At 54.3% G+C, this 16,048-nt stretch carries 9 protein-coding genes and 1 tRNA gene; 7 read left to right on the forward strand and 3 right to left on the reverse strand.

Annotated elements, in window-relative coordinates; all coding sequences use genetic code 11:
• The first annotated feature begins 387 nt into the window (after window positions 1–387).
• Window positions 388–3,744, forward strand: a complete 3,357-nt coding sequence (locus ACP_RS00205) for an outer membrane beta-barrel protein (protein ID WP_169305878.1) — start codon at window positions 388–390, stop codon at window positions 3,742–3,744.
• A 58-nt stretch (window positions 3,745–3,802) separates the two neighbouring features.
• Here the strand turns inward: ACP_RS00205 and ACP_RS00210 are convergent, their stop codons facing one another.
• A complete protein-coding gene (locus ACP_RS00210) occupies window positions 3,803–4,984 on the reverse strand; it encodes a tetratricopeptide repeat protein (protein WP_012680452.1) in 1,182 nt (393 codons plus the stop codon).
• A gap of 285 nt (window positions 4,985–5,269) precedes the next feature.
• Window positions 5,270–5,361: transfer RNA gene (locus ACP_RS00215), tRNA-Ser, on the reverse strand.
• Between the two features lie 815 nt (window positions 5,362–6,176).
• Between ACP_RS00215 and ACP_RS00220 the strand changes: the two genes are divergently transcribed.
• From ACP_RS00220 to ACP_RS00245, 5 genes are all read left to right on the forward strand, one after another.
• On the forward strand, window positions 6,177–7,595 hold the full coding sequence (locus ACP_RS00220; RefSeq protein WP_148214949.1) for a flippase: 1,419 nt from the start codon (window positions 6,177–6,179) through the stop codon (window positions 7,593–7,595).
• 540 nt (window positions 7,596–8,135) lie between these two features.
• Window positions 8,136–9,083: a glycosyltransferase family 4 protein gene (locus tag ACP_RS00225; protein ID WP_041839121.1), complete on the forward strand. Its 948-nt coding sequence runs from the start codon at window positions 8,136–8,138 to the stop codon at window positions 9,081–9,083.
• 248 nt (window positions 9,084–9,331) lie between these two features.
• Window positions 9,332–10,372, forward strand: coding sequence for a glycosyltransferase family 2 protein (locus ACP_RS00230; RefSeq protein WP_012680455.1), 1,041 nt, complete (start codon window positions 9,332–9,334; stop codon window positions 10,370–10,372).
• Between the two features lie 407 nt (window positions 10,373–10,779).
• Window positions 10,780–12,030 (forward strand): hypothetical protein, encoded by a 1,251-nt coding sequence (locus ACP_RS00240; protein ID WP_012680456.1) that lies wholly within the window; start codon window positions 10,780–10,782, stop codon window positions 12,028–12,030.
• Window positions 12,031–12,042: 12 nt separating this feature from the next.
• Window positions 12,043–13,140: a glycosyltransferase family 9 protein gene (locus ACP_RS00245; RefSeq protein WP_083770463.1), complete on the forward strand. Its 1,098-nt coding sequence runs from the start codon at window positions 12,043–12,045 to the stop codon at window positions 13,138–13,140.
• Window positions 13,141–13,157: 17 nt separating this feature from the next.
• Here the strand turns inward: ACP_RS00245 and ACP_RS00250 are convergent, their stop codons facing one another.
• Window positions 13,158–14,039, reverse strand: a complete 882-nt coding sequence (locus tag ACP_RS00250) for a glycosyltransferase family 2 protein (RefSeq protein ID WP_041839733.1) — start codon at window positions 14,037–14,039, stop codon at window positions 13,158–13,160.
• 660 nt (window positions 14,040–14,699) lie between these two features.
• Here ACP_RS00250 and ACP_RS00255 point away from each other — a divergent pair.
• Complete coding sequence (locus ACP_RS00255) at window positions 14,700–15,914, forward strand: glycoside hydrolase family 27 protein (RefSeq protein WP_052294625.1); 1,215 nt, start codon at window positions 14,700–14,702, stop codon at window positions 15,912–15,914.
• Window positions 15,915–16,048 lie beyond the last annotated feature (134 nt).

Raw genomic sequence — 16,048 nt, forward strand, 5'->3', positions numbered from 1 at the left:
AATTCAAAAAGAGGTCTTTAGAAAGACCTGAAAAGCAGCCTTTTCCCCAGTTCTCTTCGTTGCATTTGCCAGCATTTGGCTCATGCGCCGAACCATGATTCATCGCCGGATGAGCCTCAAAAGCTCCTCCGTTCGATGTTTCCTTCGCAGGTTTGCAGTACTTCTCTCGGTCGCCATAACTCCCCGGCAGAGGGAGTGGGACCGGCCCCAACGGCCGGGTGTGTTCATGCATCAGGATTGCAAATCGGAAATTTTAGGAGGTATGTGATGAGAACTTGCGATGGAAAGGGACCAACCGGCCCTCTTTCGCTCGAAGGCTTCAGTTCAGCGCGTCAATTCTTCAGGAACTCTGGCAGCATTTTTCTGTCGCTCTTGCTGGCTATGTGCATGCTCCACCCGCTGGCCGCGCGCGCCCAGGTGCTCACCGCAACGCTCTCCGGAGTCGTAACGGACTCGAGCGGCGCTGTGATTCCAAACGCAACCATCACCGTTACAGAGGATGGCGTTGCAGGCGTAAGCCGCACGGTCCAATCCGATGCGACCGGCAATTACTCCATCACCAATCTCTCAGCCGGAACCTACACGGTCACCATTACCGCCACCAGCTTTGAGAGCTTTCAGGCGCAGCACGTGGTCTTGAACGTTGCCCAGAAACGCGGCCTCAATGCAGTTCTCAAGGTCGGCTCCGCAAGCACGACCGTGACCATCAACGCTTCTGCCGTGGCGGTCAATACGCAAAGCGCAGCCGAGTCCGGCACGCTCACCGGCAAGCAGATTCACGAGCTGGAGCTCGCCGGCCGCAACTTTCAGGAGCTCGTCACGCTTCAGCCGGGCGTCGTCAACCAGATGGGCGACGAAACCAACGCCGGTAACACCGCAATGTCAGTCAATGGTGCCCGCACCAGCGCCAATAACTGGACCATTGACGGAGCGGACATCAACGATACGGGCTCGAATACGACCGTCACCAACTCGCCCAACGTCGACGCCATTCAGGAATTCACACTCGAGCGCGGCACCTACGATGCAGGCTATGGCCGCTCTGGCGGTGGCCAGGTGCTGGTGCAGACCAAGGCGGGCACCAGTCACTTTCATGGCGATGCCTACGAGTATGTGCGCAACACTATGCTCGATGCCAACGAATGGTTTAATAAGCGCCAGCAGGCAGAGAATGGCCTGCCCAACAAGAACCCGGTCAACCATCACAATGTTTACGGCTTCACCATTGGCGGCCCGGCCTTCATTCCCAAGCTCTACAACACCAGCAGGAAGAGAACCTATTTCTTCTGGGCAGAGGAATGGCGCAAGACCAGCACGCCCGGCGGCGATACCATGCCCGCGGCCTCCCAGGCAGAACTGCAGGGCATCGTACCCGGCGACTTTACCAATGCACCCGCCAACTGTACGACGTATGATCCTGCTTCCAACACCACGAAAATCTCGTCGCAGTGCTATAGCAGCAATTCCAAGGTCTATCTGACCAACGTCTTTGACAAATTCCCCGCCAATGACGGGGGTAATTACACTTTTTCATACAGCGCGCTGAACAACTACCGCGATGACATCGTGCGCGTCGACGAGTACTTCACAAAGAAGCTGCATTTCTTCGCGAGATACCTGAACGACACGATGCCTTCCGATGATCCTGAGGGCCTGTGGGCCGGCTCCAATTACCCCACCCTCACCGACACCTCCTACAACTCCCCGGGCAAGAACGTTGTAGCCAACCTCACATGGACCATCAGCCCCAAGGCGGTCAATGAGTTTGAGTTTGCCTGGTCGCAGGGCACCATCGCCGCGAATATCAAGCCGGGCCAGTTCGCAACCTCTTCCAAGATCAATAGCGAACTGACCAACCAATGGACGCCCGATCCCTATGGCAAGGTCCCAGCCGTCAGCATTATCGGAGTCACCGGCTTCAACCCCGGCTCGTCCCCATACAAGGAGCGCAACCTCGACCGCACATTCTTCGACAATCTCTCGCTGTCTCTCGGCAAGCAGACCATCCGCACCGGCTTCCAGTTGCAGCAGATGGTCAAGACCGAAAATGCCGTGAATGGCGATCCCAGCTTCAGCTTCAATTCGTGGGGTGACTTCCTCGTGGGCAACGTGGCTTCGTTCACTCAGACGCTGCCGGATATCGTGCCTGACCTGCACTTTGCCAATCTTGAGGCGTACATTCAGGATGACTGGAACATAACCCGCCGTCTCACCCTGAACCTGGGCGTCCGCTGGAGCCGCTTCCCATCACCCACCGATGTGAACAACACCCTTTCCAACTTCGATCCGGCATTTTTCAGCCCGCTCTTTGCTCCGCAGATCGATGGTGGAAATGCAGCGACAGACCAAAACGCCGGCAATTTCCTTCCCGGACAATCTATCAACGGCTACGCGCTTCTCCCGGCCACTTACACCAACGGCCTCATTTTTCCCAAAGGTGCTGCCTGCGCGCAGGCGCAGTCCATTGCACCTCTGTCCTCCTGTTCTCCCTATAACCGCTATGTCAATCCCAACTACAACGCCAACTTTGCTCCTCGTCTTGGCTTCTCCTATGACGTCAGGGGCAATGGAAAGACCGTCATTCGCGGCGGCCTTGGCATCTTCTACGATCGCCTGCTCGACGGCATCTGGGAGCAGAATGCCTTCAACAACCCTCCGCTCGCGCAGAAGGTCACTATCCTCAATGGTTCATTTGACAACATTCAGAGCGGATCAAACGCTGTCAGTTATGGGCCCAATAACATCACTGCCACAGGAACGCCCGCATTCAAGGTGCCCAACTACGCCAACTTCAATGTCTCGGTGCAGCATATGCTCTTGCCCAACACCGTTGTGGAAGTGGCTTACGTCGGCAACCTGGCGCGTCACCTTCTTGGTGAAGTCGACTTGAACCAGCCCACCGTGGCCGCCCGCGAGACCGCGCCCACGAACTCCAGCGTGAACTACATCCGTCCTTATCGCGGCTACGCGGCCATTGTCAGCCGTGTGCCCATATTCACCAATAACTACAACTCGCTGCAGATCAGCGTGAACCATCAATCCCACGGCCTGCAGTTGGGCATGGCCTACACCTACTCCAAAGACATGACCACCAATTCCTCTGACCGCAGCAACGTGGCGACAGACACCTATGACCTCAGCCTCGACTACGGTCCATCGACCTACAACACGCCGCAAATCTTCACTGCCGATTACGTCTACGATCTGCCCTTCTTCCGCGGCCAGCATGGCCTCAAGGGCAGGCTGCTGGGCGGATGGGAGGTTTCAGGCATTACCTCCTTCACCTCCGGCAGTTCCATCTCGCTCATTCAGCCGCTCGGACCCTGGGATCAAAGCGGTCTGAATACCGGCCTCGGCATGGGAGCGGCAGGCATCGCGCCTCGCCCGGACCAAATCGCTCCGGTTCACATGTACAAGAAGGTAGGGGAGTGGTTCAGCACCTCATCCTTTGCCACTGCCGTCAATCACTTTGGCTCCGAGCGCAGTGGCAGCATGCTCGGCCCCGGGTATGACAACTGGGATCTGGCCGCTGTCAAAAACATCAAGATCCTGAATGGGGATTCGTTCCAGCTTCGTGGTGAATTCTTCAATGCCTTCAACCATGAGAGCTTCGGCAGCCCCGGCAGCATTGGCAGTTCTAACTTCGACGGCGTCGATGTTGGAACCCAGGACCCCAGCTACGGGCAGGTGATTGCTGGACATTCACCGCGCCGCATCCAACTCGCAGCCAAGTTCTACTTTTAATCAGCCTTGAGCTGAATCAACTTGCATGACTGGGAAGGCCGGAGTCTATGCTCCGGCCTTACTTTTTTTGTGTCTGTGCTGGCGCGGCCGCCTTGGACTTCCCATCCGGCGCCTCTGACATCACCTGCAGCAGTCGCTCGTTCTCGGCTTTTTGCAGGCCCTGCAGCTTCTTGAACTCCGCATTCGACGCATCCACCATTCCCATCTTGCGATAGAGACGTCCAAGCCGCCAGCGGGCATTGGTGTCCTTCGGTGCCAGCCGCACCGCCTCCCGATACTCCGCCACGGCCTTCGCGTCGTCATTCAAGTCCGCGTAAACCTCGCCCAAATCGCGATGCGCCATCGCATTGCCCGGCCCCATCCTGACAGCCTTCTTCAGCAGCGGCAACGCATCGTCCGGCTTGCTCCTGCGCAGATCCGTATCGGCAAGGTAAAGCGTCGCCAGAAAGTTTCCGGGATCATTCGCAAGTTCCGCCTCAAACTGCGTGGCTGCCTCCGGGTACTGGCTCCGTGTCCACAACAGATATCCCAATCCAAAGTGAACATTCGGCTCTTTGGGGTTCGCAGCGATCGCCGCCCTGAACTCCCGTTCCGCGCCAATCCAGTCCTTCATCTCATCGAGTGCCTCGCCCACCAGCATGTGAGCCTGGGCCGACTGCGGATCGAGGGCAATAATCTGATGAAAGGTGTCCAGCACACACTTGTAGTCCCTGGCGTAGAGGCAGCTATGAGCCAGCGTCAGCAGCAGTGTCAGGTTATTTTGATCCAGCTCTGCCGCCTGCTTCAGATACGGAGTCGCCGCGGCATACTGAGCCAGCCCGTAATGTGACATGCCCATCAGCAGCACAATGCGCTCGCTCTTGGGGTCCTCTTTCAGCATTGGCTGAAACATCGCAATGGCCTGCCGGTAATTGCCGTTTCTGAAATACATGAGCCCAAGATTAGGCCGCAATCCGGGCATCGCCGGTGCAATCGCCATCGCCTTCTGATACTCCGCGATGGCGTCTGCAATGTGATTTTGCCGCTCCGCCAACTCGCCGGCATGCGCATAAGCCACGGCATCCTCTGGATGCTGTTGCAACCACGCACGCCAGAGCGCTTCAGCCTGCGCGTACCGTCCCTGCTGCTCCAGTTCCGCGGCCTTCTGGTTCGGATTCGTCTGCGCCACGACAGCCGGATTCCAGGTCAGCGTCAGCCCCGCAAGAGACAAGCCGAGCACATGTAGGCGTATTGATTTCATTGGTGACCATCATAAGTGCTCTAACGTCAGTTGTGACGCAAAACTCGCTGAACGTCCATACCGGAAAATATGAACGCAACGCGGCCAGTCTCATATTTGCACGACAACCGCGCACAGCAAAAAGGCTCTCGCAATCGAGAGCGCGCAAACCCTTCCTGGCGTCGCAGGCCAGATGATTCGGTAGTGCTTGCAATCTGTCTGGAAAACAGGAAATGCAGAATTCGAACCACTCTCCCATGCAGGGCTGGCTCACGTTGATTCTTAATTCTGAGACGAGAGAGATGCTGGCGGAGAGGGAGGGATTCGAACCCCCGATACCCGTAAAGGTATGCCTGATTTCGAGTCAGGTGCATTCAACCGGGCTCTGCCACCTCTCCGCTATCGGACTAATCGTTTTTCACCAGCCTGCTGTTTAGGCTGATTGAGTCACTTCCATGCGGGACGCGCCGGTGTCCGTTCTGGTCTCCCTTTGCTTTTCACCTATCGCCGGGCAAGATCTTCCCGGAAGCTTGGTGGCTGGCAGTGGGATGTGCTCAGCGCATAACGATCTGCAACGTCTTGCCGCCGGGGCAGATCCGCGCAAGCGCGCAGATCAAGTCCGGCCATAACGAGTTTACTGGCAAAGCTATGGGGAATGCAATGCCGCCCTTCCGGGCTTACGTTCTTCTGCCGGCTTCGATGCCTCGGGCTGGAGCGGTGCGCGTTTGTACTGGTCTCTTCTTGGTTTTTCTCTAAGCGGACTGTCCTCGCGGCAGCCGGGTACTCGGGAGTGCGGTCCGAAGAGCGCATCTCTATTGGCAGGGTTCTGTGCACGCGCAGTTCAGTCTCCGTGCGCAGGTCTCCTCCGGTCCTCACAAGCCTGCCCCCAGGGTATGGCGGTTGCAATGCCGGGAGTAGTTCTCAATCCCGGCCGCTTCCCTGGCCGTGGAGTGCCAGCCGAATCGCCGCATCGGAGGGAAGAAGAGATCGTTCAGAGCTTTGGGGGCAGGGGCCGGACCTGCCATCAAGGATCCACATATCGGAGCATGAGTGCGGATAGCGTGTAAATCGGGCATTCCTCAGTCGCCCGTATGGCTGCTCTCTCAGCAGCAGCCGATTACATGTGGCTCGCCTGAGCCGGGCAAAGACAGAGGGTTCGGATGTATATCAATTACAATCCAGTTGATGATCCGATCCGGCAGCCATATTTTTCTTGAAGCTGAGCTCAACCGCACTGCATTGTCTGCCTGGACTGCCTGCTGGAGCGGAAATTGGCCTGATGCTTAAGGATAAAAAAGCTGGACAATCCCTTCGGAACGGCAAAGAGGGCACAGATGGGGCGGATTCTGAGAACACGCGCCAAGGGGATCGTAGCCGCCTCGCCGATAACGTCATCTCGCTATATGTCCTCCAGGGGCTGAATTACCTTATTCCGATTGCCGTCTTGCCGTATCTGGTGCGTGTGTTGGGCCTCGATATGTACGGATTGATGGCCTTCGCCCAGTCGTTTGCCCAGTACTTTACAATTTTGACTGATTATGGCTTCGGCTTCTCTGCCACCCGCGACATCGCGCGTCAGCGCGACGATAATGAGGCCATTTCGCGCATTTTCTGTTCTGTCTTGACTATCAAATTAGCACTCCTGTTACTCGGTGCAGTGGTTGCTGGCATAGTCATAGCAGTCGTACCTCGATTTCATCATAATGCGCCCTTCTTTCTTGCCGCATACCTCGCGGTTGTTGGGAATACGCTCTTTCCGGTCTGGTATTTTCAGGGCATCGAGAGAATGCGTTATATCTCGGTTGTTATTGGGATTTCAAAGCTGGCAGCCGCCATCGCTCTCTTCGCCTTCGTTCACCGTCCTCAGGACGCTTTACTCGCGATTACCATTCAATCGCTGGGCACATTGGTTGGTGGAGCTATTGGATTCGTGTTGGCCTTCGGCCGCTTTCATATACAGGTCCGTCTCCCACGCCGGCAGGATTTGCGTACCGCACTGGTAGAGGGCTGGCACCTTTTCATTTCCACGGCCGCGGTCAGCTTGTATGCCAATACCAATGTATTTTTGGTAGGCCTGATCGCCGGAAACATAGAGGCCGGATATTTCAGCGCGGCAGATAAATTAATTCGCGCGATGCAAGGTCTTACAGTTCCGGTTGCGCAGGCCGTGTTCCCTCATGTGAATCAATTGGTCTCACAGTCCAGAGAGCGGGCACTGCGGTTTACCCGCGAAATGCTGAAATGGATAGGAGCAATTACTCTTTTGCCCTCTGCCCTTATGCTTATTTTTGCGAGGCAGATTGCTACACTTGCTTTCGGGCATGCTGCCATCGGGAGTACGCCTGTCCTGCGTTGGATTGCCTTCCTCCCCTTCGTGATAGCGCTCAGCAATATATTCGGAGTCCAAACCATGATTCCATTCGGTCTTGACGTGCAATTTAGTCGGATTCTGATTTTGGCAGGCGTTTTTAATATTATCCTTGCCGTTCCACTGATTCACATCTTTGGAGCCGCAGGGGCCGGCATGTCCGTCCTGGCAACGGAGGTTTCCGTTACTTTCGCCATGTTTGTACTCCTTGAACGGCAGGGAATTCACGTTTTTAATAGTCGCGAGGTCGATGCTCAAAGCTGATGTGGTCGGGGTCGGCTTGCGATAGTGTTCTCGCCGAACGCATTGCTGCCGCAGTCAGGATCGCTTTTTCGTTAGGGTAAATGCGGTCATCTCGAGAGGATTGTGATAGATATTCCCAGGCCCTCAGAGATATAGAGTATTGGGGAGGCAGGATGGGCGCATCATTTACCTGGCGTATAGCTCAAGATCGTTACTGTAATATATATGTGGCAGGTTGCGCAGCCACGAACGAAAACCGCTTCGCTCTTGGTGCCGGTGCCCAATTCCAAAGACTACACTGATTCAGGTGGAAGCCCAGTGGCCAAAATTAACTTCCTAGTTCCTCCTCTCTCCAAGCACTCGTTTACAGGTGGTATCTGGTGCATATTTGAATATGCTCGCGGCTTGACAGCTAGAGGGCATGATGTATCAGTTGTTCCAATCTTGCCGTCGCCTCAACCCTGTTGGTTTCCAGGTAAGAACTTTCCTGTTCTGACTCGATCTGGTCGCAACCGGGGAGCGACACTGGGTAGGGCTTTACTGGAGTTCGGAAAAGTCGGTATGCGTCAGCGAGTTGTCCCAGTGGAAGAATTGCGCAGGTTGGCCGAAAGCCTTTTGATGATGTATCCGAAGGTTTTTACTGAATTTGTACGCTCTGGTTTGGCCGAGTCCTACATTCGTACCGTTGTACCAGCCGCGGATATCAATATCGCAACTTCATTTGAGACGGCACGCCCAGCCGCGCTACTCGGCGGTAAGAAGTTTTACTTTGCGCAGCATTATGAGCCCTATTTTGCAACAGAAAAGCAAGATTCGGAGGGAGCTAAAACTCTTGCCTTGCAAAGCTATCATTTAGGTTTCAGATTGGTGGCGAATTCCTCGTGGCTGCTAAATCAGCTCAGGTCAGAGCTTGGTGATTATGATGTAGACCTATGCCCAAACGCGATTGATCATAAAGTCTTCTGGGGTGAACCCAAGCAACGGATTAGACCTGACAAGGTTGTCCTAATCAGCTACGGTGGGAGAAATGCGGAATGGAAAGGCTTTCTTGATATGGCTAAGGCTGTGGCGCGTGCCAGGTCAATGGCCCCTGATATCAACATTGAATGGAGGGTCTATGGAAAGGCACTGCTTCCCCCGGGAAATAATATCGCCTCCTACCACGCATTAGGATTTCTTTCTCCTCCCGAGTTGAGTTCAGCTTATAGGGAGGCCGATATCCTGCTGAGTGCCTCCTGGTACGAAAGCTTTCCGTTGTTTCCACTCGAGGCGATGGCATGTGGTCTTGCTGTAGTTACAACTCAATCTGGAACTGAGGAATATGCTATCCCCGCGCAAACCGCGGAAGTTGTTGAAGCAAGATCTACCGGTTCAATTTCCGACGCAATCCTCAAGCTTGTCAATAATCCTGAGCACTGCTACCGGATAGCAGTCGCAGGAAATCGCATCAGCAGAGAGTTCACTTGGGAGCGTTCCGTTCGGAGGCTCGAAGATATTTTATTAGCATAAAGATAAGCGAGGGCGACAGCGTCTCACGCATATCAAAAGTATGAGAAACAAGAGGGAACTCTCCTGTGTTTGCAATCACTTATAAAATAGAGGAAGTGCGTGAAAGATAACCGCCGTTGATAACGTTGAGCTATCCCGGTCCAGGGTGAGGCCATCTTACGCAGATGGGTAATAGATCATCCCTGTATTTGAAAAAGTAGTGTGGCGCCCTTTATTATGATTTATACCTGTTGCATTACAGGATAACAATGTCACAAGTCTATATCATAGTTGTGAACTGGAACGGATGGCGGGACACGATCGAGTGTCTCGAGTCCGTTTTTCGGCTTGAATTTCGGGATTTTGCAGTGATTGTCTGCGATAACGCATCAGAGGATGGTTCACTGGGCCACATCGCTGCCTGGGCCAGGGGGGAATTGATGGCGGGGTGCGGTAATCCCGATCTTGCCTGCCACTCGACCCCTCCAGTTCGCAAGCCAATCCCATACCTGGACGTCAGTCCGGCAGATCAGCTCTCGGTGGTCTCGCGCCAGGAAAGACTGTTCCTCCTTCAGACGGGAAGCAATTCAGGATTCGCGGCCGGAAACAATGCAGGCCTGCGCGTGGCCCTCTCGGACCCGAACTTCGAGTACGCCTGGCTGTTGAACAATGACACGGTCGTTCACCCGAAGGCGCTGTCCGCGATGGTAAACAGAATGGAAGCGCGGCCCGATGCCGGCATCTGCGGCTCGAAGCTGTTGTACTACAACAGACCCGAGGAGGTGCAAGCCCTCGGCGGATCATCGTACAATCTCTGGACTGCGCGTGTACATCATCTTGGCGCGGGCCCGATGTCCAGCCAATTGCCCCGCGAAGAGAGCGTAGAGGCAAATATGAAGTACGTGGTTGGGGCCTCGATGCTGGTCAGAAAGTTCTTCCTTGAGCGCGTTGGCTTGATGAATGAATGCTACTTTCTTTATTTCGAGGAAATCGATTGGGCGACTCGCGCCAGGGGCAAGTGGCGCCTCGTCGTTTCCCTGGATTCGGTAGTATTCCATAAAGAAGGCGGTAGTATAGGTACAGTACGGCAATCGGCATTGCAGCCAATAAAGACCGAATATTATGCGACTCGAAATCGCATTCTGTTTACTAGGAAGTTCTATCCATTTGCTCTAGGGACGGTCCTTCTCGCGGCAGCAGCAAGCTGTGTTCAGCGCATTGTTCGAGGGCATAAGGCAAACGCCCGAGCGGTGTTTTTGGGTATTAGCTCGGGGTTCGCGGGCGAAGAAGGCGCGAAGACGCGACTATGACGCGTCAACGCGGATAAAATATGGATTTTATTCTCCTAATTATTCTCGCAGTCCCAACGTTGATTACGCTACTGCGCGCTCGCGAGATTAAGCACAATTCTTTTTGCAGCGCAGGGTTCCTGTACTATCGGGTTCTTCTGTTAGGGATCGGCTATTTTTCTTTGGCTGCTACAAACTCAAACGCGGCTTATCGAAACTGGGCGAATATGTTTGCTGGTCTTCTAGGCCATCGAGTCGTAATCTTTGCGGCTTCGATCAGCGTCCTGCAGGATGCCGAGTGCGTGGTCCATCTGGCCGCTGAAACGGGAAAGGGCCAATCGGTGTATGAATAGGTTGAGCTTCGATTGCCGGTCGTTAGGAGCTATTAGTTTGATGCCGTTGGAAGCCACTCTACCTGGAAGCAGCAAATGCTGGCTGTAGCCGTTTATCTTGCTGTCATCTTCTGCGGCTATTTGCTGGTCAGCAGAAAAGATCGTAGTCTCCTTCATTGGATGACACCATCGGTGGCACTTAGCGTTCCTGCCCTTTTTCTGTTTCCAACGCTCTATACGATGATGTTCGGTACTGAATCCAGTACTTATGCCAGGCAATATACCTTAGCTGCGGAGACCGCACAATTGGTTGTTCCTGCCCTGGTCTACAGGTGGATTAAAACGCCTGCGATAGGCTGTCGTGGCAAACGTCCAGAGGTTCGCATCGGCCACTGGCTGGTTCTTTTCTTCGCAATAGCGGTATTCCTTCCCGTCCTGATTCAGTTCCATGCCTATCTTCTTGATCCAAGAGAGATTTACCTGAAAACCCGCCGCGGTTTCGGTATAACCTTCTTTGGGTCTGCCATGTTGCTGAATATAGCAGGCGCTCTCTTCTTCTTTCGAAAAGAAAAGAATAGGATTGCCGATGTCCTCTTCTGGCTGCTTGTGGTGGCTCTTTCTTTAGAGCACGGCAGTAAAGGCGAGTTGGTTCAATTTGTGTGGTTCTGGATACTGTTCAGGGTATATGTAGATGATCGTCCATTTAGGCTAGGCGAAGCTGTGCGCTTTATTGCGGTAGGTGGTGCATTAGCATGTACAGCGTTCGTATTTCTCGGGATAGCTGAACCAGGCGATATAATACAGGGGTTCGCCAAATATGCTGATTACAATAGGACGGCCGCTCTCGTAATCGATGACCCCGATCATCCCGTGTATTTTGGTCTAATTACCGTAGAAAATGAAATCTATTCAAGAATTCCACGTGCTATTTTTCCGAGTAAACCCACGGTATATGGAAGCTATATTCTTACCAGACGATATTTCCCAGCCTCCGCGTGGCGAGACGTTGGATCGCCTGATTTTGGAGTTGGGATTCAATATGCTGATTTTGGTCCGTTCGCTATTGTATATATCGCTATGTTCGCTGCCTTCGGCGGATGGGCAACTTCATGCGTTGTCCGGAGAATACGAACCGACCCCAACCCGGGCAATCTCTTGCTACTCGCCTTTTTCTCCGGCATTCAACTCATTCCGCTAGGCGCTGGCTATTTGCTGCCGGAGTCGCTTGTATTGGCTTTTGGTGTTCAGGCGGTTTTGCGACTTCCAAAGTTTCGCCTCTTGCCTCGCATTCGACCTTCGCTAAGCGAAGCATCGGTTGATGCTTCTCGTGACAGACTTCATACCTGAGTTATTGTTCCCATGGCAAATAATCAATCAGTCGAAAATTTGGGCAAAAGTGCCTCTTCATTGGCGCAGCCTTCCTGTTGCACTACAGGTAAAACCATTGTCTATGCGGCGTTCAAGGGGATGGGGGATCTCCTCAATGCGGCACCTGTGATATCAGAGCAATTGCGTTGTGGACATAGTGTAAAACTCCTTCTCTTCCCAGGAATGATGCTGGAGGAGTTCGTAAGCCTCCTCGATTTCGGACCTGAGGTGGCCAACTTGGAGCTTATTTCGCTTCCGGTCTCGGGAGGGATTCGGTCACTTGGGCGGTTTCTACGGATCGCATCTAAAATTCCGGCAGACCTTGTTTGGATTTCCCCGCATGGTCCAAGGGAGGCTTCTAGCTGGAAAATTCCTTTACTTCTGTGGCTTACAAAGATTGCGCTTTGGCGTAACGGCAAGATCGCTGCCGCAGACAGTGAGCACCTGTCTTGGCTATTCGACATCCGCGTTCCCATTGATCGAGACCTTCCACTATACGAACGAGAGTGGCGGGCCTTCATGATGATGGAGGCCGACGGAAAATTGGATGTGCCTCTGCCTCGGGTAAAGTTCCTGCCGAAAATAGACAGTGAAAAAACCAAGCCCCGCATGTATGACGTCCTGATTCATCCAGGTGCCAATGCCTCTAATCGTACCTGGCCGTATGAGCATTACAGCGCACTGGTTCAGAGCCTTCCGCCGGAGCTCACTATCGCGGTACTTGGACTTCCGCAGGATCTTCAAAGGATGCGGAGTGTCCTTCCTGATAATCGAGGCATCATTTTCCTTTCAGGATCACTTGAGGAGGCTATTATCGCAATCGCGCGTGCCAGAGTCGTTCTGGCCATGGACAGCGGAACTGCCCACTTTGCCCAGAATCTCGGAATTTCTACAGTGGCGCTGTTTGGGAAGTCAGCCCCGGATACTATCATCGGACGCAATAGTAGCGTGCTCCCGATCTATGAGCGCAGGTTTTCTTGTCAGCCTTGCGGGCGCGCGACCTGCAGCCAACCGGAGGTTTATTGTATGAATTCGATATCTGCCGAGACAGTGGTGGCCGCCGTTAAAAGCCTATTGTCGAAGAGCTAAGTGTGGAGCGCTATATTTCAGTCCGAAGCCGTATCCCCCGGGGGGCGATTGGCAACAGACTCGAATTGCTGAAGGGTGGCGCGATTGACCTTCTCCCTCTCAGGATCCCAGATCCAACCCCACTTGTTGAAATATTTAGCCATGTTGTAAAGATGCACCCATAGAGCGCGAGTACTCTTGTAGGACTCCCGGGCGTGATCGTGAACGACAGTAGCGTGAGGAAAGAAGACGGTCCGATACTCCGCGTGCATTCTACGTGTTATGTCGATGTCCTCCGGATACATGAAGAAACGCTCGTCGAACAAGCCAATTTGCTGAAGGGCCGAAGTACGGAAAAGCATAAAACACCCAGAGAGATAGGGTACTTCCATCACTCGGTCGTAGTTGGTAAATCTGAGATCAAATTGCCCCGCTGCCCGGCGTCCGCTCCAACGAAGCGGCACGGTCGAAAAGCGTCGTGATAAAAGGTCTAAAGGACTCGGCAACAGTTTGCAAAGGTATTGCAAGGCCCCGTCTGGATAGACCACCTTCGGCATCAGCTGGCCGACCGTCGGGTTTTCAGCCATAAACTCGACCATCTTTTGCAACTCGAAGGGATCGAAATAGATGTCTGGATTTAGGACGAAGTGAAATTCCGAGCTGTTTAGAATTCGCCGCATGGCAATGTTGTGGCCAGCCCCGTAGCCGTTATTCCTATTCGCGCGGATGTAAATCACCTGTGGATTATCTAAGTACGGGTGACGAGCGGGAACAGGAGAATTGTCTACCAGATATACTGTCAGGCGCAAAGAAGACTTGAGGGCGGAATCCAGCAATCGCCTCAACTGAGATTCGGGAGTGTTATACAGGACAACAGAAGCTGTAACCGTACACAAGGAGCTTTTAGCCGACCCAATCATAGAAGATACGAAGCACAAAACCAGAAAACAGACGTCTTGCTATTTAAAAACTTCATTGAAAAGTGCTTCAAAGCGTCGAACGCCTTACAGCGAATTGACTTGAGCCCAAAAGCTTGACGCAGTGGATGGGGTAGGCTTTTGGGCGAAAGCCTGTTCTTAGTTAAATGCCTAGCGTTGTATGGAGTGAGCCCATGAATTCCTCATTCTTGCCTTGGCTCGACTTTTATACTATAACAGCGTCGGACTGGAATTTCAGAACTGAGGATTGTCTCTGAATGGAAGGGTTTTGAGCTGCCCCGCAGCTCCTGCCTGTCATAACTGGAGTTTCTCTTGGTTGACCCGCTTGGCATTCCTAAGCCAGAAGGGGATGGCGCTTTCGGCTTGCGATGGTTCGGTGCGGCCTGTATTCACAGGCGAATTTGCGGTTACTGTAGCTCAGGTGACGCTCTCCCGCAACATCCGCAGAATCTCTTCCTCGCTGTGACCCTTCTTGCCCATCTCGCGGCTCTCCTCTCGTACTTCCAAGAGAACCACAACAGATCAAACTCTCAACCTCAAACCGGATTAGTTTTTGGGGGGGCACGCTTGCTCGCGCCGTCCTGCCCCTCTACACTTCAAGGGCATAAACCAAGCTGCCTTTGAAAGGACTCTGAAGTGAAAATGAAAGCGGTATCACAGAAAGCCCTGCGTTGCGCCGTGGTGCTCGCCGTGGCGCTCGTCACGGCCGTTGCTCTCCCTGCACAGAACAAGCCCTACCCCACCGCGGCTCAACTGGCTCCCACGCCGCCCATGGGCTGGAATAGCTGGAATCACTTCGCAGGCAAGGTGGATGAGGCCGATGTGCGCGCCGCTGCCAAGGCCATGGTTGACAGTGGCATGGCCGCCGCCGGATACAAATACATCGTCATCGACGACACCTGGCAGGGCAAGCGCGACGCGCAGGGATTCATTCATCCCAACAGCAAATTCCCTGACATGCCGGGCCTGATTCAATACGTCCATTCGCTTGGCCTCAAGTTCGGCATCTACTCCTCGCCCGGGCCGCAAACCTGCGCGGGCTATGAGGGCAGCTACGGTCACGTCCAGCAGGATGCAGAGACCTACGCCCGCTGGGGTGTCGATTATCTCAAGTACGACCTGTGCAGCTATCTCGGCATCATGCACAAAGAGGCCGCCAACAATCCTGCCAAGGCTCTCGCCATGCAACAGGCCGCCTACCTCAAGATGTACAAGGCCCTCGCCGCCGCCGGCCGTCCCATCGTCTTCAGCCTCTGCCAGTACGGCATTGGTGATGTGTGGAAGTGGGGCCCCAGCGTCGGCGGCAATCTGTGGCGCACCACCGGCGACATTCAGGACAACTACGCCCGCATGGCCACCATTGGCTTCGGCCAGGCGGGACTCGCAAAATACGCCGGCCCCGGTCACTGGAATGACCCCGACATGCTCGAAGTCGGCAACGGCGGCATGACCAATGAGGAGTATCGCACGCACATGTCGCTCTGGGCCCTCCTCGCCGCGCCGCTCATCGCCGGCAATGATCTCAGCCACATGTCGCCGGCTACTCTCGCCATCCTCACCAACCGCGAGGTCATCGCCGTCGATCAGGACCGCCTGGGCAGGGAAGGGGATCGCGTCTCAAAGAATGGCGCGCTCGAAATCTGGGCCAAGCCTCTCACCGGCGGAGCCAAGGCCGTCGGCCTCTTCAACCGCGACACGCAGCCGCACTCCATGACGCTGCAGCTTTCGGTCGTCAACTTCCCGCCGCACGCGCATCTGCGCGACCTGTGGCGGCACAAAACCGTGCATGCCCATCATGGCGCTTATACCGTCACGGTTCCCGCTCACGGAGTGGTGCTGCTTAAGCTCACGCGCTGAGCGCGGGTTGACAAAATGGATGCGCGCCGTCCCATTTTGTGACGAATCCCTTTCTATCCCGCCGCGCATCACCCCACGTGGGCGATGCGCGGCGTAGAATGATGTGTTACGGGTCAAGCAAGGGACTCTTTCGC

Origin of the sequence: Acidobacterium capsulatum ATCC 51196 (assembly GCF_000022565.1) — a bacterium.
GTDB classification, from domain to species: domain Bacteria; phylum Acidobacteriota; class Terriglobia; order Terriglobales; family Acidobacteriaceae; genus Acidobacterium; species Acidobacterium capsulatum.

Coding starts and splice junctions, on each gene's coding strand:
- ACP_RS00210 (WP_012680452.1), bottom strand. CDS start 4,984: ATGAAATCAATACGCCTACATGTGCTCGGCTTGTCTCTTGCGGGGCTG.
- ACP_RS00225 (WP_041839121.1), top strand. CDS start 8,136: ATGCGTCAGCGAGTTGTCCCAGTGGAAGAATTGCGCAGGTTGGCCGAA.
- ACP_RS00230 (WP_012680455.1), top strand. CDS start 9,332: ATGTCACAAGTCTATATCATAGTTGTGAACTGGAACGGATGGCGGGAC.
- ACP_RS00245 (WP_083770463.1), top strand. CDS start 12,043: ATGGCAAATAATCAATCAGTCGAAAATTTGGGCAAAAGTGCCTCTTCA.
- ACP_RS00205 (WP_169305878.1), top strand. CDS start 388: ATGCTCCACCCGCTGGCCGCGCGCGCCCAGGTGCTCACCGCAACGCTC.
- ACP_RS00240 (WP_012680456.1), top strand. CDS start 10,780: ATGCTGGCTGTAGCCGTTTATCTTGCTGTCATCTTCTGCGGCTATTTG.
- ACP_RS00250 (WP_041839733.1), bottom strand. CDS start 14,039: ATGATTGGGTCGGCTAAAAGCTCCTTGTGTACGGTTACAGCTTCTGTT.
- ACP_RS00255 (WP_052294625.1), top strand. CDS start 14,700: ATGAAAGCGGTATCACAGAAAGCCCTGCGTTGCGCCGTGGTGCTCGCC.